This window comes from Amycolatopsis sp. PS_44_ISF1, assembly GCF_032335455.1.
GTDB lineage: Bacteria > Actinomycetota > Actinomycetes > Mycobacteriales > Pseudonocardiaceae > Amycolatopsis.
This window is the reverse complement of sequence record NZ_JANUXO010000002.1, coordinates 915,110-937,395: the sequence shown is the minus strand read 5'-3', so window position 1 is coordinate 937,395 and position 22,286 is coordinate 915,110. Positions and strand designations below refer to the sequence as shown.

Sequence of the window (22,286 nt, the reverse complement as noted above, 5' to 3'; positions counted from 1 at the left end):
TTCCGCGACTGCGACGAGCGTGACAAAACTACTGGTAGGGACGGTATCCGTTGCTGCTCAAGGCTTTCCGACCCTAGCATCGATCCGGCAGTTCGAGTCCCCGGTATTGCTTTTCCCGCCGCGGATGCGTTATTCCTGGGAAACCGGTCGGCGTTGCAGGAGGTCGTTGATGAACATGCTGGTTCCCCCGCCGCACGCCCGGCGGGCGCGGTGCCTGGCCGTCGGCGATCCCGGCACCGTCGCCGCGGCCGCTCGCGGCGGCGGGCTCGGCGTCCTCGACGGAGCCGGCCCGGCGGCGCTGCGCGTGGTCGCGGCCCGGGTGAAGGTGCCCTACGGGGTGCGCACGGACGCCGAGCTGCCCTCCGGGACCGGGGCGGCCTTCGTGGTGCGCACCCAGGCTCCGTGGTGGGGCGACCGGCCGGTGCTGGCCGAAGTGGACGATCCGCGGGTCGCGGCCGAAGCCGTGGCGGGCGGGGCGGCCGGACTGGTGGCCCGGGGCGCCGGGGAGATCAGCGGTTTCGTTCTGCTGCAAAAGCTTCTGGAGATGTTCGAGGTGCCGGTGTGGGGCTGGGTGCCGGGGGTGCGGACCGCGGTGGGCGCGCTCGCCGGCGGCGCGGCCGGGGTGGTCCTGGCGGCCGAGCCGGCGCAGCGGGTGCCCGGGACGCAGGCGCCGCCGGGGCCGGTGACCGGCGCGGGCGGGACCGAGGCGCTGGTGCGGCGGGTGCTCGGCGCCGGGCGGCCCGAGGTCCGGCCGGGCGGGCCGGGCGGCCCGCTGCTCCGGACGTTCGGGTGCGCGCTCCCGGTGGCCCAGGGACCGATGACCCGGGTGAGCGACCAGCCCGGTTTCGCCGCGGCCGTCGCGGCCGAGGGCGGGTTCCCGTTCGTCGCGGTCGCCATGGCGACCGGGACCGGGACGGCGGACCTGCTGGCGCGCACCGCGACCCGGCTCGGTGACCGGCCCTGGGGCGCCGGGCTGCTGGGGTTCGTCCCGGACGAATTGCGGACCGAGCAGCTCGAGGCCGTGCGGCGGGCGCGGCCGCGGTGCGTGCTGGTGGCCGGTGGCCGTCCGGGGCAGGCGAAATCGCTCGAGGCCGAGGGGCTGGCGACCTTCCTGCACGTGCCCTCGCCGATCCTGCTGCGGCAGTACCTCGACGCCGGGGTGCGGCGGTTCGTGTTCGAGGGCGCGGAATGCGGCGGCCACGTCGGCCCGTCCTCCAGCTTCGCCCTGTGGGAACGCCAGCTGGAGGTGCTCGGCGACGCCGGTGACGTGGAGGTGCTGTTCGCCGGCGGGGTGCACGACGCGCGCTCGGCCGCCATGGTCGCCGCGATGGCGCAGCCGCTCGCCGCGGCCGGTTCCGGGGTGGGGGTGCTGATGGGGACCGCCTACCTGTTCACCCGGGAGGCGGTCGAGCACGGGGCGATCACCGGTCTGTTCCAGGACCAGGCCCTCGCCGCGTCGAGCACGGTGACGCTGGAGACCGCGCCCGGGCACGTGACCCGGTGCCTGCCGAGTCCCTACGCCGCGGAGTTCGCATCGGTCAAGGCGGGCCTGTCGGGGATCGCGCCGCAGGAAGCCTGGTCACGGCTGGAAGAACTCAACACCGGGCGGCTGCGGATCGCCAGCAAGGGGCTCCGCCGCGAAGGCGCGCACCTGGCCGAGGTGGACGCGGACGGCCAGCTCGCGCAGGGGCTGTTCATGGCGGGCCAGGTCGCGGTCCTGCGCTCCGAGCGCACGACGATCGCCGCGTTGCACCGGGCGGTCACCGAGGAGGCGGCGGGGTTCGCGCGGGCGGTGGGGCCCGACGGGGCGGAGCGCGGTGGCTCGGCCGCCGCCACGGGCACCGGTGACGGGGAATCCGGGGCCGCGGCGGCGGATCCGGACCGCGACGTGGCCATCATCGGCATGGCCGGCGCCTTCCCCGGGGCCCCGGACCTGGCCGCGTTCTGGTCGAACGTGCTGCGCGGGGAGGACTCCGTCACCGAGGTCCCGCCCGGGCGGTGGGATCCGGAGGTCTACTTCGGACAGTCGGCGTCGAAGTGGGGCGGATTCCTGCCCGGGCTCGCGGTCGACCCGCTGGCCTTCGGCATCCCTCCGAAGGCGATGGGCAGCATCGATCCCGCCCAGCTGGTCTCCCTGGAGGTCGCCACCCGCGCGCTGGCCGACGCCGGCTACGCCGACCGGCCGTTCGACCGGGCGGGCACCAGCGTGGTGTTCGGCGCGGAGGCCGGCGGGGACCTGGCCAACGCCGGCACCCTGCGTTCCCTGCTGGCCGGGTACTTCGAGGAGGTACCGGCCGAACTGCTGGACCAGCTCCCGGCCCCGACCGAGGACACCTTCCCGGGTACGCTGGCCAACGTCATCTCCGGCCGGATCGCCAACCGCCTCGACCTCGGCGGCGCGAATTTCACCGTGGACGCGGCCTGCGGTTCGTCACTGGCCGCGCTGGACGCCGCGGTCAAGGAGTTGCGCGCGGGGACCAGCTCGCTGGTGCTGTGCGGGGCGGTCGACCTGCACAACGGCGTCCACGACTACCTGATGTTCACCTCGGCGGGCGCGCTCTCGCCGACCGGGAAGTGCCGCCCGTTCGACTCGGCGGCCGACGGCATCGCGCTCGGCGAGGGCGTGGCGTGCCTGGTCCTCAAGCGGCTGTCCGACGCCGAGCGTGACGGTGACCGGATCTACGCCGTGGTGAAGGGAGTGGGCGCGGCCAGCGACGGGCGCGCGCTCGGCCTCACCGCGCCCCGGCCCGACGGCCAGCACCGCGCCCTGGCGCGCGCCTACCACGACGCCCGGGTTTCCCCCGCCGACGTCGGCCTGGTCGAAGCGCACGGAACCGGCACGGCCGTCGGCGACGCGACCGAACTGCGCACCCTGACCGGCTTCTTCACCGGCGCGGGAGCCGAGCCCGGGGCGTGCGCGCTCGGTTCGGTCAAGAGCCAGATCGGGCACACCAAGTGCGCCGCCGGGCTGGCCGGGCTGATCAAGGCGGCGCTGGCGCTGTGGCACGAAGCGCTCCCGCCGACCCTGCACCTGACCCGCCCGAACGCCGAATGGGACGCGGCCACCAGCCCGTTCTCCTTCACCACCGCCGCCCGGCCGTGGCCCTCGCCCGCCCGGTTCGCCGGGGTGAGCGCCTTCGGCTTCGGCGGCACGAATTACCACGCCGTGCTCGCGGCGGGCCCGGTCGCCCCCGACCGCGCCCACGGACTGCGCGACTGGCCGCCGGAGGCGGAGGAACTGGTCGCCGCCATCCGCCACGCCCGGGCGGAGACCGGCCCACGGGCTTCGGCCGGAGAACCGGGGGAGGGCCCCGGCCGGGTGGCGTTCCTGTTCCCCGGCCAGGGCAGCCAGCGGCCCGGCATGCTCGGGGAGCTGATGGTCTGCTTCCCGGAGCTGGCCGAGGTGCTGCGCCTGGCCCCGGAGGTGGCGGCGGTGGCGTTCCCGCCCCACGCGTTCAGCCCGGAAGCCGGGCAGCGGCAGGAGGACGAGCTGACCGACACCCGGTTCGCGCAGCCCGCGCTCGGCCTGGTCGAGTTCGCCCTCACGAGGTTGCTGGAGCGCTTCGGCGTCCGCCCGGACCTGCTGGCCGGGCACAGTTACGGGGAGCTGGCCGCGCTGGCGGCCGGCGGGGCGTTCGGCCTCGACGCCCTGCTCCGGCTGAGCCGGGCCCGCGGCCGGCTGATGGCCGAGGCGGCCGGGCTGTCCGAACCGGGCGGGATGGCCGCGGTGGCGGCGGCGCCGGCGGCGCTCACCCCGGACCTGCTCGGCCCGGACGTGGTGGTGGCCAACGACAACGGGCCCCACCAGGTGGTCCTCTCCGGCCCGGTGAGCGCCCTGGAGGACACCGTGCGACGGGTGCGCGAGCACGGCTTCTCCGCCCGGCGCCTGCCGGTGGCCTGCGCGTTCCACAGCCCGCTGGTCGCCGGGGCGGCCGGGCAGTTCGCCCTCCGGCTGGCCGAGGAGTCCATTGTGGACCCGCAGCGGCCGGTGTGGGCGAACCGCACCGCGCGGCCCTACGACGGGGACGTCCGCGCCGAACTGGCCGCGCAGCTCGTGTCGCCGGTGCGGTTCGCCGACCAGATCGAGGACATGTACGCGGCCGGGGCCCGCACGTTCGTGGAGGTCGGCCCCGGCCGGGTCCTGACCGGGCTGACCGGGCAGATCCTGGACGGGCGCCCGCACACCGCCGTGGCGTGCGGTCCGGACCTGCGGGGGTTCCTGACCGCGTTGCGCGCACTGGCCGAGGCCGGGGTGCCGGTCGAGGACGCCGAACTGACCCGCGGCCGGGAGCGTCCGGTGGTCTCGGCCACGGCCTGGACGGTGGACGGGCGTTCGGTGCGGGCTCCCGGGGCCGCCGAGCCCGCGCTGCCGGTGGCCCGGCGGATCCGGACCGCCCGGCCCCCCGGCTCCGCGCCGGCGACCCCGCCGCTGCTTTCCGCCCCGGGCGCGCTCGCGGCTCAGGCGGGCGGGCCCGAGGCCGGTCCGGTGCCGCCGTCCGACCGCCGGACCGGCGCGGTCGCCGACTTCCTGCGCACCACCCGCGAACTGGTCGCGGCCCAGCGCGAGGTGCTGCTGGGCTACCTCGGGGCGACGGTCCCCGCCGCCCCGCCCGCCCCGGTGCCCCTCGGGGTGGCGGAACCCGCCCCGGCGCCGGCGAAACCGCGGGCCGCCGCCGCGGAACCGCAGCCCGTGCTGTCCACCGTGCTGGGGGTGATCAGCGACCGCACCGGCTACCCGCGGGCGATGATCACCGCCGACCTCGACCTCGAGGCCGACCTGTCCATCGATTCGATCAAGCGCACCGAGATCGCCGGCACCCTGCTGTCCGCACTCGGCTTGCCCGCCGACGACCGGACCGACCGGCTCAGCCGGGACCGCACCGCCCAGGCCCTCGCCTCCCACCTGGAAGAACTGCTCACCCCCGCCGCCGCCGCACCGGTGCGGTACCGGATCGGCCGCACGCCCGTGCCGCTGGAACCCGGCACCGACGGGGTGCGCGGCAAGACCGTGGCCATCCGGTCCGAGCCCGGTCAGGAGGAACTGGCCGCGGCCGTGCGGACCCTGTTCGCCGAGGCCGGCGGCGAGGTACTGGACCTCGGGCCCGATGACCAGGCCGCCGCCGGTGGACCGGGGGCCGGTCCGGCGCCCGGCCACCCGGGCACCGATCCGGACGGCACCGATCCGGACGGCACCGATCCGGACAGCACTGACCCGGACGGCGCTGATCCAGACGGCACCGACACGGGCGGCATCGGCGCGGGCGGCATCGGCGCCGAGGGCACCGATGCGGAGGACGCCGACGCGGATGGCACTGAGCCGGAAGGCATCGACACGAGCGGCGCTGATCCGGATGACACCGATTCGGCCGGGACCGATCCGGAGGGCACCGGTACGGCTGCGGCCGGGCCGGACCTGACCGTTTCCCTGTCCGCTCTCCGGGGGCCCGGCCGGTCCCTCGCCCCCGAGCTGTTCGAGCTGCTGAAGACCACCCCCGGAGCGGTGGTGATCGCCGCGGCGCCCGGGACGACTTCGGCCGCCGGGCTGCGGGGGCTGGTCCGGGCCGCCGCCCTCGAACGGACCGTGACGACCCGGCTGGTCGAGGTGACCCAGGACGTGCCCAAGACCCTGCTCGACGAAGCGCTCAGCGCCGGGCCCGCGGTGGTCGCGCACGAACGGGACGGTCGCTACACCTTCGTCCCCCGGCCCGAAGAACTCGGCCCCCTGGCGTTTTCCGGGGCCGGGCCGGGCGGGGGCGAGCTGGCCGCACTGGGCCTCGGTCCGGACTCGGTGGTGCTCATGATCGGCGGCGCGCGGGGGGTGGCCGCGCACACCGCGGTCGCGCTGGCCGCTTCGGGCTGCCGGGTGGAGCTGGCCGGGCGCACGCCGTGGCCCGCCGAACCCGGCGACCCGGACGAGTCCGCCGACCCGGCCGGGCTGCGGACCGCCCTGGCCGGGCAGGGTCTCCCGATCCGCGAGATCGAGCACCGCGTCCGCGCGGCGGCCGCGCGGAAGGAGATCGGCCGGACCCTGGACGCCGTCCGCGCCGCCGGGGGACAGCCGGGCTACCACGCCCTCGACGTCCGTGACCCCGCGGCCGTGCGGGCTCTCGTCCGCCGGCTCGCCGAGCACCACGGCCGTCTCGACGGGGTGGTCCACGCCGCCGGGGTCCTCGACGACAAACTCATGCGGGAAAAGGACAAAGCCGCGTTCGCCACGGTGTTCGAGACCAAAGTGGACGGGGCGGAGGCCGTGCTCGACGCGCTCACCGAGGCCGGGGTGGAACCGGGTTTCGTGGTGTTCTTCGGCAGTGTCGCGGGCGTGCTCGGCAACCGCGGGCAGACCGACTACGCCGCGGCGAACGACGCCCTCGAAACGCTCTCCGGCCGGTGGCCCGGACGGGCCCTGACCGTCCACTGGGGACCCTGGGCGCCGCTCGGCGACCACCCCGGCATGGTGACCCCGGAGCTGGCGCGCCACTACCGGGAGCGGGAGATCGGGCTGCTGGACCCGGCGGAAGCGACCGCTGCGTTGCTGCGCGAACTCGCGTACGGCACCGCCGGCGTGGTGGTCTACACGGCGTCACTGTGGTGAACCGGCCGGCGGTGCCTCGGCCGGGGACGGACCAGGCGGGCGTCGCGATCGTCGGCATGGGGGTGCTGCTGCCCGGGGCGGCCACGCTGGGGCAGTTCTGGCACAACCTCGAGACCGGCGCCGACACCATCACCGAGATCCCGGAGCACCGCCGCGACCCCGGTTTCCACGGCCGGCCCGGGACCGCGCCCGACCGGACGCACGGGCGGCGGGGCGGGTTCGTCGGCGAACGCCTGGAACTCGACGCGACCGGGCTCGGCGTGCTGCCCGCGGCGCTGCCCGGCACCGAGCCCGACCAGATCGCCGCGCTCGCCGTGGCTTCGGCCGCGATCGACGACCTCGGTGGTCCGGGGCGGCTCGGGGACCGGGAGCGAGTGGGTGTGGTGCTGGGGCGCGGTGGGTACCTCTCGCCCGGGCTGCGCGCGTTCGACCAGCGGGTGCGCACCGTCCGGGAGGTCACCGGCGTGCTCGCGGACCTGGCCCCCTCGGCCGGGCCGGAGCTGGTGGCTGAGGTCCGGCGGGCGCTGCTGGAACCGCTCGGCCCGTTCCGGCCCGAGGCCGCGGCCGGGCTGGTGCCCAACCTGGCCGCCTCCCGCGTGGCGAACCGGCTGGACCTGGGCGGCCCGGCGTACACCGTGGACGCGGCGTGCGCCTCGTCGCTGCTCGCGGTGGACCAGGCGATCGGCGAACTGGCGCGCGGCCGCTGCGACGCGGTGCTCGCCGGCGGCGTCCACCACACCCACGACGACACGCTGTGGTCGCTGTTCACCCAGCTCGGCGCGTTGTCCCCGAGCCAGCGGATCAGCCCGTTCTCCCGCCACGCCGACGGGATGCTGATCGGCGAGGGGACCGCGATCGTGGTGCTGAAACGGCTCGAGGACGCCCGTCGCGACGGCGACCGGGTGTACGCGGTGGTGTGCGGCAGCGGCACGTCCAGCGACGGCCGGGCCGCCGGCCTGCTCAGCCCCGCCTCCGCCGGTCAGGTCCGGGCCCTGCGGCGGGCCTGGCGCGGCGCGGACCCGGCGCGGATCGGACTGGTGGAGGCCCACGGCACGGCCACGCCGGCCGGCGACGCGGCGGAGCTGGCCACCCTGGCCGAGGTGTTCGGCCCCGCCGCCGGGCCGAGGGCGGTGCTCGGCTCGGTCAAGTCCATGATCGGGCACACCCTGCCGACGGCCGGGGCCGCCGGGCTGGTCAAGGCGGCTTTGGCGCTGCACCACGGAGTTCTGCCCCCCAGCCTGCACTGCGAAGAGCCGAACCCGCTGCTGGCCGGCACCCGGTTCGAGGTGCTGGCCGAAGCCCGGCCGTGGACGGGGCTGCCCCGGGTGGCGGCGGTGAACGCGTTCGGCTTCGGCGGGGTCAACGCGCACGTCGTCCTCACCGGTGCCGACCGGTCCGCCCGCCGCCGCGCCCGGGTCGAGGAGCCGGAACGGGTGCTGCGGCTGGCCGCGGCCTCACCGCGGGAACTGCTGGACCGGCTCGAGGACCGGGACGGGGAACCGGGGGCGGGGCCCTGCCGGATCGCCGTGGCCGGGCCGGGGGAGCGGAAGCTGGGGCTGGCGCGGCGGGTGGTGGCCGAGGCCGCGCGGACCGGACGGCCGTGGCACGGCGCCGGCGACGTCTGGTGCAGCGTGGACCCGCTGCTGCCGGGCGGCCGGACCGTGTTCCTCTACCCCGGCCTCGAAGACACCGCCGAACCGCGCTGCGACGACGTCGCGCGCCGCTTCGGCCTGGACCGGCCCCGCTGGTCGGCCGGCACGGTGCTGGAACGGGCGGCCGCGGTGACCGCCACCGGGCGGGTGCTGGGCGCGGCCCTGCGCCGGATCGCGGTCCGGCCCGACGCGCTGGCCGGGCACAGCGTCGGCGAGTGGACCGCGATGCAGGAGGCCGGGATGTACCCCGGCGCCCCGCTGAGCGAGCTGCTGGGCCGGTACTGGCCGGACGGGTTCGAGCTGCCGGAGGTGGACTACCTGGTGCTCGGCTGCCCGGCGGCGCGGCTGGCCGAGGCGCTCCCGGCGGAACTGGTGATCTCCCACGAGAACGCGCCCCGGCAGACGGTGGTGTGCGGGCCGCCTCCGGCGGTGGCCGGGTTCGCCGAATCCTGCCGGGCCGACGGGATCGTCACCCGGGCGCTGTCCTTCCGGTCCGGGTTCCACTCGCCGTTCCTGCTGGCCCACCTGGAACCGTTCGCCCGGTTCGTCGGCGAGCTCCCGCTGGTGGCGCCCAGCGTCCCGGTGTGGTCGGCGACCACCGCGCGGCCCTACCCGGCGGACCCCGATGGCGTGCGCGAGCTGTACCTGGCCCACCTGCTCGAACGGGTCCGGTTCCGCCAGCTCGCCGAACAGCTGCACGAGGCCGGGTTCCGGGCGTTCGTCCAGGTCGGGGCCGGGCAGCTCGGTTCGTTCGTGGCCGACACGCTGGGGCAGCGGCCCCACCTGGCGGTCGCGGCCGCGTCGACGACCCGGGCCGGGCTCGCCCAGCTGCGGCGGGCCGCGGCCGCCCTCTGGGCCGAGGGCGCGGAACCCGACTTCGCCGCGCTGGAGCCGGAGCGGGTCCGGCTGAACCCCGGCCCCGGACTGCTGCGGCTCGGCGACGCGGCCCGGGGACTGCTCGACCGCCCGGCCCCGGCCGCCCTACCGGTGGTGTCCGCCGGAGTTCCGGCGGTGGTGCCGGAGGGAGGTCCGTCGGTGGTGTCCGCCGGAGTTCCGGCGGTGGTGCCGGAGGGAGGTCCGTCGGTGGTGTCCGCCGGAGTTCCGGCGGTGGTGCCGGAGGGAGGTCCGTCGGTGGTGTCCGCCGGAGTTCCGGCGGCGTTGTCCGAGGGAGGCTCGCCGGTGCTGCCTGCCGGAGTTCCGGCGGTGGTGCCGGAAGGAGGTCCGCTGGTGGTGCCTGCCGGAGTTCCGGCGGTGGTGCCCGCCGGAGGCCCGCCGGTGGTGCTCGAAGGAGGCCCGGCGGCGTTGCCCGAGGGAGTCCCGGCGGCCGTCGTGGCCGAGTTCACCGCGTTGCTGGAGGAGATCCGGCGGGCCGCGGCGGAGGTGGCCGCCGCGGCCGCATCGGGGTCCACTGTGGAGGTCTCGCTGGAGGCCATGCCGCACCTGCGCGACCACCGGTTCTTCCGCCAGCGCGAGGGCTGGCCCGACGAGTCCGACTTCCGCCCGGTCGTGCCGGCCACGGCCCTGGTCGGGCTGGCCTGCCGGGCGGCCGAACGCCACGCCCCGGGCACTCGGGCGATCGAGGTGCGCGACGCCGTGTTCTCCCGGTGGCTGATCGCCGAACCGGCCCGGCGGGTGCCGGTCACCACCAGCCGGTCCGGGGCGCTGGTCAGTGTCCACATCGGAGCTTTCGCCCGGATGGACGTGCGGCTGGGACCGGGTTTCCCGGCCGCGCCCGAACCGTTCCCGCCGCCGGGGGAGGAGGGGCCGCCGCCGCTGGCGGCGGCCGAGGTCTACCGGCAGCGGGAGATGTTCCACGGACCGGCCTACCAGGGGCTGGCCCGGATCGACGCGCTGGGGGCGCGCCACATCCGCGGGGAGCTGGTGGTGCCCCCGGCCCCCGGCGGGCTGCTCGACAACGTGGGGCAGCTGCTCGGCTGCTGGCTGATGGCCGGGGAGTCCGACGGCCTGCTGGCCTTCCCCCGCTCGATCGGCCGGATCACCTGGTACGGGCCGGAGCCCGGTCCGGGCACCCGGGTCGGCTGCCTGGTGCGGATCCGCCACCTCGATCCCGACCTGGTGGAGATGGACGCCGAACTGCGGCACGAGGGCCGGGTCCTGGCCCGGATCGGCCGGTGGGCCGACGTGCGGTTCCCGTGCGACCGGGCCGCGCACCGGGTGCACGCCTTCCCCGAGCGGAACCTGCTCTCGCGGCGGCACGAGGAGGGCTGGGTCTGGGTGGCCGACCGCTGGCCCACGGTGGCGGCCCGGGACCTCTACGCCGGCATGTACCTCGACGCCGAGGAGCGGGCGGCGTTCGAGGCGTGCGAAACCCGGCGCCGCGGGGCGTGGCTGCTGGAGCGGATCGCGGTCAAGGACGCGGTGCGCGCCCGGCTGGACGAGCCGGTGTTCCCGGCCGAGATCCACGTGCACGAAGACGGCTCGGTCTCCGGGCGGCACGGCCGGGTGCTGCCGGAGCTGGAGGTCGCGCTGGCGCGGGACGGCAACGTCGCGGCCGCGCTCGCGCTGGAGCGGGCCGAGGGCTGCCCGTCGATCACCCTGCGCCGGGACGGCCCCGGCGCCCCCATCTCGGGCCACGTCGTGGCCTGGCACGTCAAGGACAGGAGCACGTCATGACCCTCGACCGCGCCGCCGCCGGAACGGTCTTCGAGGTGGTCGCCGGGCTGCTCGGCGAACTGGCCGGCGACCCGCGGGTACTCGGCTTCGCCATCACCCCGGAGACGACCTTCCACGAGGACCTCGGCCTGGAGAGCATCGACCTGGTCACCTTCGCCGGCATCCTGGCCGAGCACTTCGGGCCGGGGGTGAACCTGGCCGAGTACCTGGCCGAGCAGGAGCTCGACGAGGTGATCGGCCTGACCGTGGGCGAGCTGGCCCGGTTCGTGGCGCAGCGGAGCGGCCCGTGCCCACGCTGACCGTCAACGGACTGCGCACCAACGTGCAGCTGCTCACCCCGGGGGGCAGCGAGACCGTGGTGTTCCTGCACGGGATGGGCACCGACAGCCTGGCCAGCTTCCACCTGACCCTGGCCCCGCCGGTCGCGGCGGCGGGCGTCGACGTGGTCAGCTACGACCTGCGCGGCCACGGCCGCACCGACCGGCCCGCGACCGGCTACCGGCTGTCCGACTTCGTGGCCGATCTGCGCGGGCTGCTCGACGCGCTGCGGATCGACCGGCCGGTGCACCTGGTGGGCAACAGCTTCGGCGGCACGCTGGCCTACAGCTTCGCCGCGGCGGCGCCGGAGCGCGTGCGCAGCATCGTGTGCATCGAGTCGGAGCCCGCCACCGAGGACTGGGCGGCGAAGATGGGCAGCATCCTCGGGTACACCATGGACTTCTTCCGCCGCGAGGAGAGCTTCGCCTGGATCGAGGCGAACTTCGGCGCCCACCACCGTCGGCTCGCCCGGATGGCGGCCGAGCGGATGACGGCCACCACCATGGCCGAGGAGGTGCCGCTCGGGCCGTGGCTGACCCGGGCGCAGGTGGCCGCGATCGAGTGCCCGGTGCTGTCCATCCTCGGCAGCCGGGGCTACCAGGCCGACGATCTGGAGGCGCTGACGTCGGTGCTGCCCCGGGGCGAGCTGCACGTGTTCGAGGGCCAGGGGCATTCGGTGCTGGTCGAGCGCCACCGCGCGGTCCGCGCGCTGGTACTGGACTGGATCGGCCGGCACGCGGGATGAGGTTCCTGCTGGTGGTGCCGCCGCTGGCCGGGCACGTGGCGCCCCTGCGGGGAGTCGCGGCCGAACTGACCGCCCGGGGGCACGCGGTGGCCTGGTGCGGGGCCGAGCCCGGGGTGTCGAGGCTGGTCGGTGCAGGTCCGGCCGTGGCAGCGGTCCCGGCGGTTCAGGCGGTCCCGGCAGTCCCGGCGGGTCCGGGGCGGCCCGGATCCCCGCCGGAACCCGCCGCGCCGGTGTGGGCCGCCGGGGACTCGGCCCCGTTCGAGGTGGGGCTGAGGCCACCCGGGTTGCGCGGGTTCGCGGCCCTCAAGCACCTGTGGGAGCAGTACCTGGTGCCGCTGGCCGAAGCGATGGTGCCGGGCGTCGCCCAGGCGGTCGCGGAGTTCGGGCCCGACGTGGTGGTGGCCGACCAGCAGGCTTTCGCGGGCGCGCTGGTGGCGGCCCGGACCGGGGTGCCGTGGGCCACCTCGGCCTCCACCTCGGCCGAGCTCGGCGACCCGCTCGCGGTGCTGCCGAAGATCGCGAGCTGGGCCGACGGGCTGCAGGACGGGCTTCGCCGGCGGCACGGCGTCGAATCGGGGGACCTGCGGTTCTCGCCCCGGCTGGTGCTGGCGTTCACCACGCGGGCGTTGGCGGGGCCGCCGGCGGCGAAGGCGGGCCCGGCGGTGCGGTACGTCGGTCCGGTCCCGGCCGCGGCGCCGCCCTGGCCCTTCCCCTGGTCCCGGCTGGACGGCCGCCCGCTGGTGCTGGTCACCCTCGGCACGGCGAACGCCCCGGCGGGGCGCCGGTTCCTCCGCGAGAGCGCGGTGGCCCTCTCGGCGCTGCCCGGGGTCCAGGGACTGGTGGTGGACCCGGGCGGCACCGTGGCGGTGGAAGGAATCCTCACCCGGGCCCGGATTCCGCAGACCGAGGTGCTGCGGAACGCGGCGGCGGTGGTGTGCCACGGTGGCCACAACACGGTGTGCGAAACGCTTTCCGCGGGCCTGCCGCTGGTCGTCGCCCCGATCCGTGACGACCAGTCCATCCTGGCCGGCCAGGTGGTCGACGCGGGGGCCGGGCTCCGGCTCCGGTTCGACCGGGCGACGGCCGCCGACCTCGCCGTGGCGGTGCGGACCGTGCTCGACCGGCCCCGCTACCGCGCCGCGGCCCGGGGCATCGCCGAGTCCTTCCGCGCCGCCGGTGGCGCCGGACCGGCGGCCGACCGGCTCGAGGCGCTCGGCGGCCGCTGATCGACGGGAAGGGGTGCGGGGGCGAGCGACGCGCGTCCCCGCTACCCGCCGCGCGCCGGAACAGTGGCCGGGACCCGGGTCCCGTCGATCCGGACCCGTACGAGTGCGTCCCGGCTTTTCCCCGCCGCCAAGGAAAATCTCGGCGAACGGGTCTACGGCACCCGCCCCCGGGTCCGAGGATCCCGGAACCGGCACTGGCCCGGATGACACTTTCCCCGCCCGGCCCGCTGGCGCGCGTGACAAAGAACCGCCGGGCGTCGCGCCGGACCGGTTTTTCCCTGTCCTGAAGGGAAAACGCTCGGTAGCTTGGCGGGACCGAAGCGAAACGAGGCCCGCACATGCTCAGGCGATCACGAGTGCCGCTGGCGCTGCTGCTGCCGGTGGCCGCGACCGCGTTCGCGCTGGGCCCGGCCGCCGCCACGCCGGGCCCGCCGACCACGCCGACCACACCGGCGATACCGGTCCCGCCGGCCCGGCCGGTCGCGGCCGGGGGGATCAGCTTTCCCTTCGGCTTCGTCGTCGGGGACAGCGCGCATCCGACCACCAGCCGGGTCGCCAAGCTCGGCTCCGAGCTGGCTTTCCCGCCCGGCCGGTTCGACGGCGCGCTGCTGGGGCTGAACGGCACGGTGCCGATCACCGGCAAGCTCGCCGTCCCGGCGGCGTCGAGCTACTTCGTCACCTTCCGCTTCATGCCGGCCACGGCCACCGTGGCGCTGATCCCCAGCGGCGACGCGACCGGCGCAGTCACCGTCCACACCGGACGGAACGGCGACTGCGCCGCGGTGGGCACCGACATCTGCGCCGACACCGACGTGGTCAACTCGGTCTCGGTGAAGCTCTCCGACGCGCGCGTCGACGGGCGCGCGCTCGACGTCGGTCCGGACTGCCGCACCGCCGAACCGGCCCGGGTCGAGATCAAGGGCCTGCTGCCGCTGGCGTTCCCGGCCCAGCCGCGGAAGGTGTCCACCACCTTCACCCTGCCCGCGTTCACCGGGTGCACCGGGCACGAGGACTTCAGCCGGCTGTTCAGCGGCCTGGTCTCCGGACCGGGCAACACCCTGGTGACCGACCTGGTGCTGCGCTGCGTCGGCAACGGCGCGCCGCCCAACGGCTGCGGGGCCCCGTGACCACGCTGCTGGCCGAGGTCCCGCGCCGGGCGGTGAACGGGCTGCGCGAATTCGGCCGGATGTGCGCGCTGGCCCTGGACATCCTGGTCGCCATGGGCCGGCGGCCCTACCAGGTCCGCGAATTCGTCCTGCAGTTCTGGTTCATCGCCAGTGTCTCCATCTCCCCGGCGATCCTCGTCGCGATCCCGTTCGGCGCGGTCATCTCGCTCCAGCTGGGCTCGCTGACCAGCCAGATCGGCGCGCAGCAGTTCAACGGCGCGGCCAGCGTGCTCGCGGTGGTGCAGCAGGCCAGCCCCATCGTGACCACGCTGATCATCGCCGGAGCTGGCGGCAGTGCGATCTGCGCCGACCTCGGCGCCCGCACCATCCGCGAGGAGATCGACGCGATGGAAGTGCTCGGGGTCTCGCCGGTGCAGCGGCTGCTGGTCCCGCGGGTGCAGGCGGCGGTGGGCGTTTCGGTGCTGCTCAACGGCTTGGTCAGCGTCGTCGGCGTGCTCGGCGGCTACTTCTTCGCCGTGATCGTGCAGGGCGGCACCCCGGGCGCGTACCTGGCCAGCTTCAACGCCCTGGCCCAGCTGCCGGACCTGGTGGTCAGCTCGATCAAGGCGGTCGTCTTCGGCTACCTGGCCGGGGTGGTCGCCGCCTACCGCGGACTGCACCCCCGGGGCGGGCCGAAGGGCGTCGGCGACGTGGTCAACCAGTCCGTGGTCGTCACCTTCCTGCTGCTGTTCTTCGTCAACACCGTGCTGACCGCGCTGTACCTGCAGCTCGTCCCGGCGAAGGGAACCTGAATGAGCCACCTGCGCAGCGTGGCCGCCAAACCGGGGGACCGGCTGTTCGCGCTCGGCGATCAGCTGCTGTTCTACGTCCGCGCGCTGGCCGCGGTGCCCACGGCCCTGACCCGCTACTCCCGCGAGGTGCTCCGGCTGCTGGCCGAGGTCACCTTCGGCAGCGGGGCGCTCGCGGTGATCGGCGGGACGATCGGCGTGATGGTCGGGATGTGCGTGTTCACCGGCGTGACCGTCGGCCTGCAGGGGTTCAGCGCGCTGAACCAGATCAACATCTCGGCCATGACCGGCTTCCTCACCGCCTACTTCAACACCCGGGAGATCGCGCCGCTGGTGGCCGGGCTCGCCCTCTCGGCCACGGTGGGCAGCGGGTTCACCGCACAGCTGGGGGCGATGCGGATCTCCGAGGAGATCGACGCGCTCGAGGTGATGGCCGTGCGGAGCCTGCCCTACCTGGTGACCACCCGGATCGTGGCCGGGTTCGCCGCGATCATCCCGCTGTACGTGATCGGGCTGCTCATCTCCTACCTCGGCTCGCGGGTGACCACGGTGGTCTTCTTCGGCCAGTCCGGCGGCACCTACGACCACTACTTCACCCTGTTCCTGCCGCCCGGGGACGTGCTGTGGTCCTTCGGGAAGGTGCTGGTGTTCAGCGTCGCGGTGATCCTCACCCACTGCTTCTACGGCTACCGCGCCGGTGGCGGCCCGGCCGGGGTCGGCGTCGCGGTGGGGCGCGCGGTGCGCACCTCGATCGTGCTGATCAGCGTGCTGGACCTGTTCCTGTCGCTGGCCATCTGGGGCGCCACCACCACGGTGAAGGTGTCCGGGTGAGCCGGCTCGGCACCCAGCTGGCCGGGGTGGCGTTCCTGGTCGTGCTCGTCCTGCTGGGCCGGCTGGCCGTGGCCGTCTACGACCAGGACTTCGACCACTCCGCCCTGGTGCGCCTGGAAACCGGCCGGGCCGGCAGCCAGCTCGCGCGCTCGGCCGAGGTCAAGGTCCGCGGCGTGCCGTTCGGCGAGGTCCGCGAGGTGCGCGGCACCCCCGGCGGCGCCGAACTCGAACTGGCGCTGGACCCGGCGAAGATCGGCGCGCTGCCCCGGAACGTCTCGGCCCGGCTGCTGCCGAAGACGCTGTTCGGTGAGCGCTACGTCGATCTCCGGCTGCCCGCGGTGGGCCGGGGGAGCCTGCGTGCGGGCGACGTGATCGCCCAGGACGACTCCGCCGGCGCGATCGAGGTGGAGCGGGTGCTCGACGACCTGCTGCCGCTGCTGCGCGCGGTGCAGCCGCAGAAGCTCAACAGCTCGCTCGGTGCCATCTCCCAGGCACTGGACCACCGCGGCCGGCCCCTCGGCGACAGCATCGTGCAACTGCAGGACCTGCTCGCCCGGGTGAACCCGCTGCTGCCGGAGCTGCGCCAGGACCTCACCGGGCTGGCCGGGGCCGCCGATCTCTACACCACGGCCGCGCCGGACATCCTGCGCGCGCTGGCCGACCTGGCCACGACCTCGAAGACCGTCACCGACGAGCAGGACGGGTTGCGCGCGCTGTTCGCCACCGTCACCGGCGCTTCGCAGGACCTGGGCGACTTCCTGCGGAAGAACAAGGACAACCTGATCGGCGTGTCCGCGGAAAGCCGCTCTTCGCTGGAGCTGCTTTCCCGCTACTCCCCGGAGTTCCCCTGCCTGTTCGACGCGGTGAACCGGCTGAAGCCGCTGATGGAGAAGGCCCTCGGGGCCGGGACCGGCGAGCCCGGGCTGCACGTGGTGCTCTCGGTGCAGGACCCGCGCGAGAAGTACGTGCCCGGGCGGGACACCCCGGCCTTCACCGCGACCGGCGGCCCGAGGTGCTACGGCGGCGGGGGCGGCGGCGCGCCCGCCGGGGACGACCTGGGCCCGGCGAACTCGCCCGGGGAGCGGGCGCTGGTGGCCGAACTGCTCCGGCCCCGGCTGGGCGAGGTACCCGGCTGGAGCAGCGTGCTGATCGGGCCCGCGTTGCGGGGCAAGGAGGTCACTGTCCGATGAGGAGCGTTCTCGCGCCGGCGGTGAAGGGCCTGGTCTTCTTCGTCGTGACGGCACTGGCGACGGCGATGCTGGCGCTCACCATCGCCAACACCGGGACCCCGGACACCGTGGGCTACACCGCGCGGTTCACCGACGCGACTTCGGTCAACTCCGGCGACGAGGTGCGCATGGCCGGGGTCCGGATCGGCCAGGTCGACTCCGTCCGGGTCGTCGACCACCGGGTGGCGGAGGTGGGTTTCTCGGTCGATCGAGCCCACCGCCCGAGCGCCGCGACCACGATCGCCATCCGGTACCGCAACCTGGTCGGCGGGCGGTACCTCGCCGTCGATCCCGGTCCGGCCGGGGCCCCGCTGCCCGGCGGGGCCGGGATCCCGCTGGCGCGGACCACCCCGGCGCTGGACCTGACCACGTTGTTCAACGGCTTCAAGCCCCTGTTCCAGGCCCTCTCGCCGAACGACGTGAACCAGCTCTCGTTCGAGCTGGTGCAGGTGCTGCAGGGGGAGGGCGGCACGGTCGAGAGCCTGGTGCGGCACACCGCTTCGCTCACCTCGACCCTGGCCGGCCGGGACCGGGTGATCGGGCAGGTGATCGGCAACCTCAACTCGGTGCTGGACACGGTGAACGCCCAGGGCGACCAGTTCGACGCACTGGTCGCCACCACTTCCCGGCTGGTCGGCGGGCTCGCCGCGGACGCGGTCCCGATCGGCCGCGCGACCGCGGGCCTGGGCGAGGTGGCCACCGCGACCGCCGGGCTGCTGGAGCAGGGCCGCAAACCGTTGTCCGACAGCATTTCCGCGCTCGGCGACCTGTCGCGCAACCTGGCCGACAACACCCCGGTGTTCCAGCGGTTCCTCGACCACCTCCCGGCCAAGTTCGACCGCATCGGCACGGTGTTCTCCTACGGCTCGTGGGCGAACTTCTACCTCTGCGCGGTCCGGACCGACGCCAAGCCCGCGCCGGGCGGCCCGCCGCCCGGCATCCCCGTGACCGCCGAGAGGTGCCGATGAACCCGCGACTGCCCCGGGCCCGCGGCGGCCACCGCCGCTCCCGGGCGCCACGGCTCAAGCCGTTCCGCTCCCGCAACCCGATGGCGGTCGGCCTGGTCACCGCGGCGGTGATGCTCGCGTTCGGCCTGCTCACCTTCTTCTCCGGCGAGCTGCCCCTGATCGGCGGCGGCACCGCCTACCGGGCGGAATTCCGCGAGGCGGCCGGGCTCCGGTCCGGGGACGAGGTCCGCGTCGCCGGGGTGAAGGTGGGCGAGGTGACCGGCGTCGACCTGGCCGGGGACCACGTGGAGGTGCGCTTCCGGGTCCGGGACACCTGGGTCGGCGACCGCACCACCGCCGCGATCAAGATCAAGACCCTGCTCGGGCAGAAGAACCTGGTGCTCGACCCGGTCGGCGGCGGCGAGCTGGACCCGGACCAGCCGATCCCGCTGCCGCGCACCAGCTCGCCCTACGACGTCACCACCGTGTTCAACGATCTGGCCGGCACCGTCGGCGCGATCGACACCGACCAGCTGGCCCGGGCCTTCCGCGCGCTCTCGGGCACGCTGGGCGCCTCGGCCCCGCAGGACGTGCGCGCGGCCTTCACCGGTGTCGCGGCCCTTTCGCAGACCTTGGCCTCGCGCGACGAGGAGCTGGTGAAGCTGTTCCAGAACACCCGGGCGGTGTCGGGCACGCTCGCGGACCGGTCGGGGCAGATCCAGTCCCTGATCCGCGACGGCAACACCCTGCTCACCCAGCTCAACGCGCGCAAGGACGCGATCGCGAAGCTGTTCGCCGGGATCCGGAGCCTGTCGGTGCAGCTGCGGGGCCTGGTGGCGGACAACGGCAAGACGCTGGGCCCGGCCCTGGAGCAGCTCGACCGCGTCGCCGGGGTGCTGCAGCAGAACCAGGCGAAGCTCGCGGACAGCCTGCGCCTGGCCGGGCCGTTCTACCGGCTGCTCGGCAATGCGGTCGGCAACGGCCACTGGATCGACACCTATCTGTGCGGGCTCGTCCCGGACGGATCCACCCCGGGCCGCTGCGCGCCGCCCCCGAACGGAGGCCGCTGATGTCCCCCGACCTCGCCGATTTCACCGACTTCACCGGACCGGGGGACCGCGTCCGGCGGCGGGCCCGCCTGCGCCGCCTCGCCCTGGGCGTGGCCGCCGCGCTGGTGCTGTGCGCGGTGTGGCCGCTGGCCACCGCCCCGTCCGACCGGATCGTGACGGCGTACTTCGCCGCCGCGGTCGGCATCTACCCGAACTCCGACGTGCGGGTGCTCGGGGTGCCGGTCGGCTCGGTGACCGCGGTGCAGCCGCAGGGCACCGAGGTGAAGGTGACCATGCAGGTGCGGCCCGGACTGCGGCTGCCCGCCGACGCCGGGGCGGCGGTGATCACGCCGAGCCTGGTCGCCGACCGGTACGTGCAGCTCACCCCGCCCTACACCGGCGGCCCGGAGTTCACCGGCGGGCCGATCCCGCGGCAGCGGACCGTCACCCCGGTCGAGGTGGACCAGCTGCTGGCCAGCCTGAAGCAGCTGATGGGCGCGCTCGGGCCGAACGGGGCGAACAAGGACGGCGCGGTCAGCGAACTGCTCACCACCTCGGCCACCGCCCTGGACGGCAACGGCCGGCTGGCCGGGCAGGCGATCCGGAACCTCGGCGAGCTGGCGCGCACCGCGGGCGATTCGAAGGACGACCTGTTCTCCACGGTGGACGACACTGGCCGGTTCACCGCCATGCTGGCCGCGAACGACGACCAGGTGAAGCAGGCGGCCGGGCAGCTCGCCTCGATCAGCCAGGTGCTGGCGGGCCAGCGGGACCAGTTCCCGGCCGCGCTCGACGAGCTGACCCAGGCCCTCGGCGTGGTGCAGGGGTTCATCAAGGACAACCGGGGCCGGGTCCGGTCCGATGTGGACAAGCTGGCCGAGGTGACCAGGACACTGGCCGCCCAGAAGCAGTCGCTGTCCGAAGCGCTGAGCGCCGCGCCGAACGCGCTGACCAACCTGCTCGGCGCCTACGACCCGGCGGCCGGGACCCTCGACGGCCGCGGCAACCTCCTCGAATTCCCGGGGCCGAAATGAGCGGGCGCACCGGAATGACCAGGCGTACGGCCACGATCAGGCGTACGACCCAGTGGCTCGCCGTCCTCTCACTGGTGCTCGCGACCACGGGGTGCGGCGGCGGGTTCTCCGTCTACGACCTCCCGCTGCCCGGCGGCGCGGCGCTGGGCCCGCACCCGATCCGCGTGACCGCGAGCTTCGCCGACGTGCTGGACCTGGTCCCGCAGTCCGGGGTCGAGGTCAACGACGTCGCCGTCGGCCGGGTGACCCGGATCGACCTGGCGCCGGACGGGCGCACCGCGGTGGCCACCCTCGCGGTCGACGGGGACGTGGTGCTGCCCGCGAACGCCGTCGCCCGGCTGCGGCAGGCCAGCATCCTCGGCGAGAAGTTCGTCGAGCTGGCCGCACCCCCCGACGCCGCCCCGGCCGGGCGGCTGGCCGACGGGGCGGTCATCCCGCTGGACCGCTCCAGCCTGACCCCGCAGATCGAGGAGGTCTTCGGCGCCCTGTCCCTGCTGCTCAACGGCGGCGGGGTGGCCCAGGTGCAGAACATCAGCCACCAGCTCAACCTGGCGCTGGGCGGCAAGGAGTCCGCCGCCCGCAGCCTGCTCTCCAGCCTGGACACCCTGATGACCGGGCTCGACCAGCAGCGCGGCGAGATCACCCGGGCGCTCGATTCCGTGCAGAAGCTTTCGGCCACCCTCGACGCCCATCGCGCGGACATCACCACCACGCTCACCGGACTCACCCCCGGGATCAAGGTGCTCGACGACCAGAAGGCCGCGCTGACCGGCCTGCTCGACTCCCTCGACGGGCTGAGCTCGGTGGCCGTCGGCACGGTCGAAAAGAGCCAGGACGACCTCGTCGCCGACCTGAAGGCGCTGGCCCCGCTGCTGCGGCGGCTCGCCGATTCCGGCGCCGCGCTGCCCCAGGCGATGGAGCTGCTGTTCACCTTCCCGTTCCCCGACGCCGCGCTGGACACCATCCGGGGCGACTACCTCAACACCTTCGTCCGGAAGGGGAACTGATGCTCTCCCGGCTGGTCCGGGCCCAGGTGGTGGCCTTCGGGGTGCTGGCGGTGACCGGCACCGCCTACGTCGGTGCCACCTACGCGGGCCTGGACAAGGTGTTCTTCGACCGCGGGTACACCGTGACCGCGCAGTTCGCCTCCGGGGGCGGGATCTTCACCAACGCGGAGGTGACCTACCGCGGGGTGCCGGTGGGCCGGGTCGGGGCCCTGCGGCTGACCGCCGCGGGCATGGAGGCCGAGCTGCGCATCGACTCCGGCACGGCGCCGGTCCCGGCGGACACCGAGGCGGTGGTCGCCGACCGGTCGGCGGTCGGCGAGCAGTACGTCGACCTCCGGCCCCGGGTCGACGGCGGAGCGGTGCTGCACGAGGGCTCGGTCATCGACCGGCGCGACACCGACATCCCGCTGCCGATCGACGCGGTACTGTCCACAGTAGACGATTTCGCCGATTCGGTGCCGAAACCGGCGCTGCGCACCGTGGTCAACGAGCTCTACGACGCCACCTCCGGCGCCGGACCGGCCCTGGACGAGCTGGTCGGGCGGGGCATCGAGTTCGTCCAGGCGGCGAGCGCGCACGTCGGGCCGCTGACCCGGCTGGTCACCGACGCCGGCACGGTGCTCGACACCCAGGTCGGGCAGGCCGACGCGATCCGCGCGTTCGGCGCGAACGCGCGGCTGCTGGCCGCGACGCTGAAGCAGTCGGACGGCGACCTGCGCCGGCTCATCCCGGCCGTGCCCGCGGCGGCGGAGCAGGTCGCGGAGCTGATCCGGGAATCCGGGCCGGGGCTCGGGATCACCCTGGCGAACCTGCTCACCACCGCGCAAGTCCTCGACCACCGTCAGGACGGCTTGCGGCAGCTGCTGATCACCACGCCGCAGGCGGTCCGGGCCGCCGGTTCGATCGTGCGCCCGGACGGCGTGCACGTGGGGCTGTCGCTGAACTTCTTCGACCCGCCGCCGTGCACCACCGGCTACCGGGCCACCTACCGCGACGGGCTCGACACCTCGGTGCGGCCGCTCGACACCTCCGCGAGGTGCGCGCTGCCCGAAGGCGACCCGACGAGCGTGCGCGGCTCGCAGAACGCACCGGGAGGACGACCGTGAA

Annotated in this window: 14 protein-coding genes; all 14 read left to right on the top strand. The window is 75.0% G+C overall.

Annotated features, from left to right (window positions below):
• Window positions 1-169 precede the first annotated feature (169 nt).
• The 14 genes from NYF13_RS19000 to NYF13_RS18935 all read left to right on the top strand — a co-directional run bounded on the left by NYF13_RS19000 (window position 170) and on the right by NYF13_RS18935 (window position 22,285).
• Window positions 170-6,592: an SDR family NAD(P)-dependent oxidoreductase gene (locus NYF13_RS19000; RefSeq protein WP_315658497.1), complete on the top strand. Its 6,423-nt coding sequence runs from the start codon at window positions 170-172 to the stop codon at window positions 6,590-6,592.
• 11 nt (window positions 6,593-6,603) lie between these two features.
• Complete coding sequence (locus tag NYF13_RS18995) at window positions 6,604-10,878, top strand: beta-ketoacyl synthase N-terminal-like domain-containing protein (protein ID WP_315658496.1); 4,275 nt, start codon at window positions 6,604-6,606, stop codon at window positions 10,876-10,878.
• Window positions 10,875-11,177 carry a phosphopantetheine-binding protein gene (locus NYF13_RS18990; RefSeq protein WP_315658495.1) on the top strand — a complete coding sequence of 101 codons (303 nt, stop codon included), beginning with the start codon at window positions 10,875-10,877 and terminating at the stop codon, window positions 11,175-11,177. Before NYF13_RS18995 ends, NYF13_RS18990 begins: the two co-directional genes overlap by 4 nt.
• On the top strand, window positions 11,165-11,941 hold the full coding sequence (locus NYF13_RS18985) for an alpha/beta hydrolase (protein WP_315658494.1): 777 nt from the start codon (window positions 11,165-11,167) through the stop codon (window positions 11,939-11,941). The genes NYF13_RS18990 and NYF13_RS18985 overlap by 13 nt, the downstream gene beginning before the upstream one ends.
• Window positions 11,938-13,167 carry a nucleotide disphospho-sugar-binding domain-containing protein gene (locus tag NYF13_RS18980; RefSeq protein ID WP_315658493.1) on the top strand — a complete coding sequence of 410 codons (1,230 nt, stop codon included), beginning with the start codon at window positions 11,938-11,940 and terminating at the stop codon, window positions 13,165-13,167. Before NYF13_RS18985 ends, NYF13_RS18980 begins: the two co-directional genes overlap by 4 nt.
• Before the next feature lie 338 nt (window positions 13,168-13,505).
• A complete protein-coding gene (locus tag NYF13_RS18975; RefSeq protein ID WP_315658492.1) occupies window positions 13,506-14,294 on the top strand; it encodes a hypothetical protein in 789 nt (262 codons plus the stop codon).
• Window positions 14,291-15,085 carry an ABC transporter permease gene (locus NYF13_RS18970; RefSeq protein ID WP_315658491.1) on the top strand — a complete coding sequence of 265 codons (795 nt, stop codon included), beginning with the start codon at window positions 14,291-14,293 and terminating at the stop codon, window positions 15,083-15,085. The genes NYF13_RS18975 and NYF13_RS18970 overlap by 4 nt, the downstream gene beginning before the upstream one ends.
• Window positions 15,086-15,913 carry an ABC transporter permease gene (locus NYF13_RS18965; RefSeq protein WP_315658490.1) on the top strand — a complete coding sequence of 276 codons (828 nt, stop codon included), beginning with the start codon at window positions 15,086-15,088 and terminating at the stop codon, window positions 15,911-15,913.
• Window positions 15,910-17,103: an MCE family protein gene (locus NYF13_RS18960; RefSeq protein WP_315658489.1), complete on the top strand. Its 1,194-nt coding sequence runs from the start codon at window positions 15,910-15,912 to the stop codon at window positions 17,101-17,103. The genes NYF13_RS18965 and NYF13_RS18960 overlap by 4 nt, the downstream gene beginning before the upstream one ends.
• A complete protein-coding gene (locus NYF13_RS18955) occupies window positions 17,100-18,110 on the top strand; it encodes an MCE family protein (protein ID WP_315658488.1) in 1,011 nt (336 codons plus the stop codon). The genes NYF13_RS18960 and NYF13_RS18955 overlap by 4 nt, the downstream gene beginning before the upstream one ends.
• On the top strand, window positions 18,107-19,159 hold the full coding sequence (locus NYF13_RS18950; RefSeq protein ID WP_315658487.1) for an MCE family protein: 1,053 nt from the start codon (window positions 18,107-18,109) through the stop codon (window positions 19,157-19,159). Before NYF13_RS18955 ends, NYF13_RS18950 begins: the two co-directional genes overlap by 4 nt.
• Window positions 19,159-20,172 (top strand): MCE family protein, encoded by a 1,014-nt coding sequence (locus NYF13_RS18945; RefSeq protein ID WP_315658486.1) that lies wholly within the window; start codon window positions 19,159-19,161, stop codon window positions 20,170-20,172. The genes NYF13_RS18950 and NYF13_RS18945 overlap by 1 nt, the downstream gene beginning before the upstream one ends.
• A 14-nt stretch (window positions 20,173-20,186) precedes the next feature.
• On the top strand, window positions 20,187-21,179 hold the full coding sequence (locus NYF13_RS18940) for an MCE family protein (RefSeq protein ID WP_315658485.1): 993 nt from the start codon (window positions 20,187-20,189) through the stop codon (window positions 21,177-21,179).
• Entirely contained in the window at window positions 21,179-22,285 is a 1,107-nt protein-coding gene (locus NYF13_RS18935; RefSeq protein ID WP_315658484.1) for an MlaD family protein, read from the top strand. Before NYF13_RS18940 ends, NYF13_RS18935 begins: the two co-directional genes overlap by 1 nt.
• Window position 22,286: the final 1 nt, after the last annotated feature.

What these genes read in the sequence shown, in the direction of transcription:
- NYF13_RS19000 (WP_315658497.1), top strand. Translation starts at nt 170, where the DNA reads ATGAACATGCTGGTTCCCCCGCCGCACGCCCGGCGGGCGCGGTGCCTG.
- NYF13_RS18990 (WP_315658495.1), top strand. Translation starts at nt 10,875, where the DNA reads ATGACCCTCGACCGCGCCGCCGCCGGAACGGTCTTCGAGGTGGTCGCC.
- NYF13_RS18980 (WP_315658493.1), top strand. Translation starts at nt 11,938, where the DNA reads ATGAGGTTCCTGCTGGTGGTGCCGCCGCTGGCCGGGCACGTGGCGCCC.
- NYF13_RS18975 (WP_315658492.1), top strand. Translation starts at nt 13,506, where the DNA reads ATGCTCAGGCGATCACGAGTGCCGCTGGCGCTGCTGCTGCCGGTGGCC.
- NYF13_RS18965 (WP_315658490.1), top strand. Translation starts at nt 15,086, where the DNA reads ATGAGCCACCTGCGCAGCGTGGCCGCCAAACCGGGGGACCGGCTGTTC.
- NYF13_RS18955 (WP_315658488.1), top strand. Translation starts at nt 17,100, where the DNA reads ATGAGGAGCGTTCTCGCGCCGGCGGTGAAGGGCCTGGTCTTCTTCGTC.
- NYF13_RS18950 (WP_315658487.1), top strand. Translation starts at nt 18,107, where the DNA reads ATGAACCCGCGACTGCCCCGGGCCCGCGGCGGCCACCGCCGCTCCCGG.
- NYF13_RS18945 (WP_315658486.1), top strand. Translation starts at nt 19,159, where the DNA reads ATGTCCCCCGACCTCGCCGATTTCACCGACTTCACCGGACCGGGGGAC.
- NYF13_RS18940 (WP_315658485.1), top strand. Translation starts at nt 20,187, where the DNA reads ATGACCAGGCGTACGGCCACGATCAGGCGTACGACCCAGTGGCTCGCC.
- NYF13_RS18935 (WP_315658484.1), top strand. Translation starts at nt 21,179, where the DNA reads ATGCTCTCCCGGCTGGTCCGGGCCCAGGTGGTGGCCTTCGGGGTGCTG.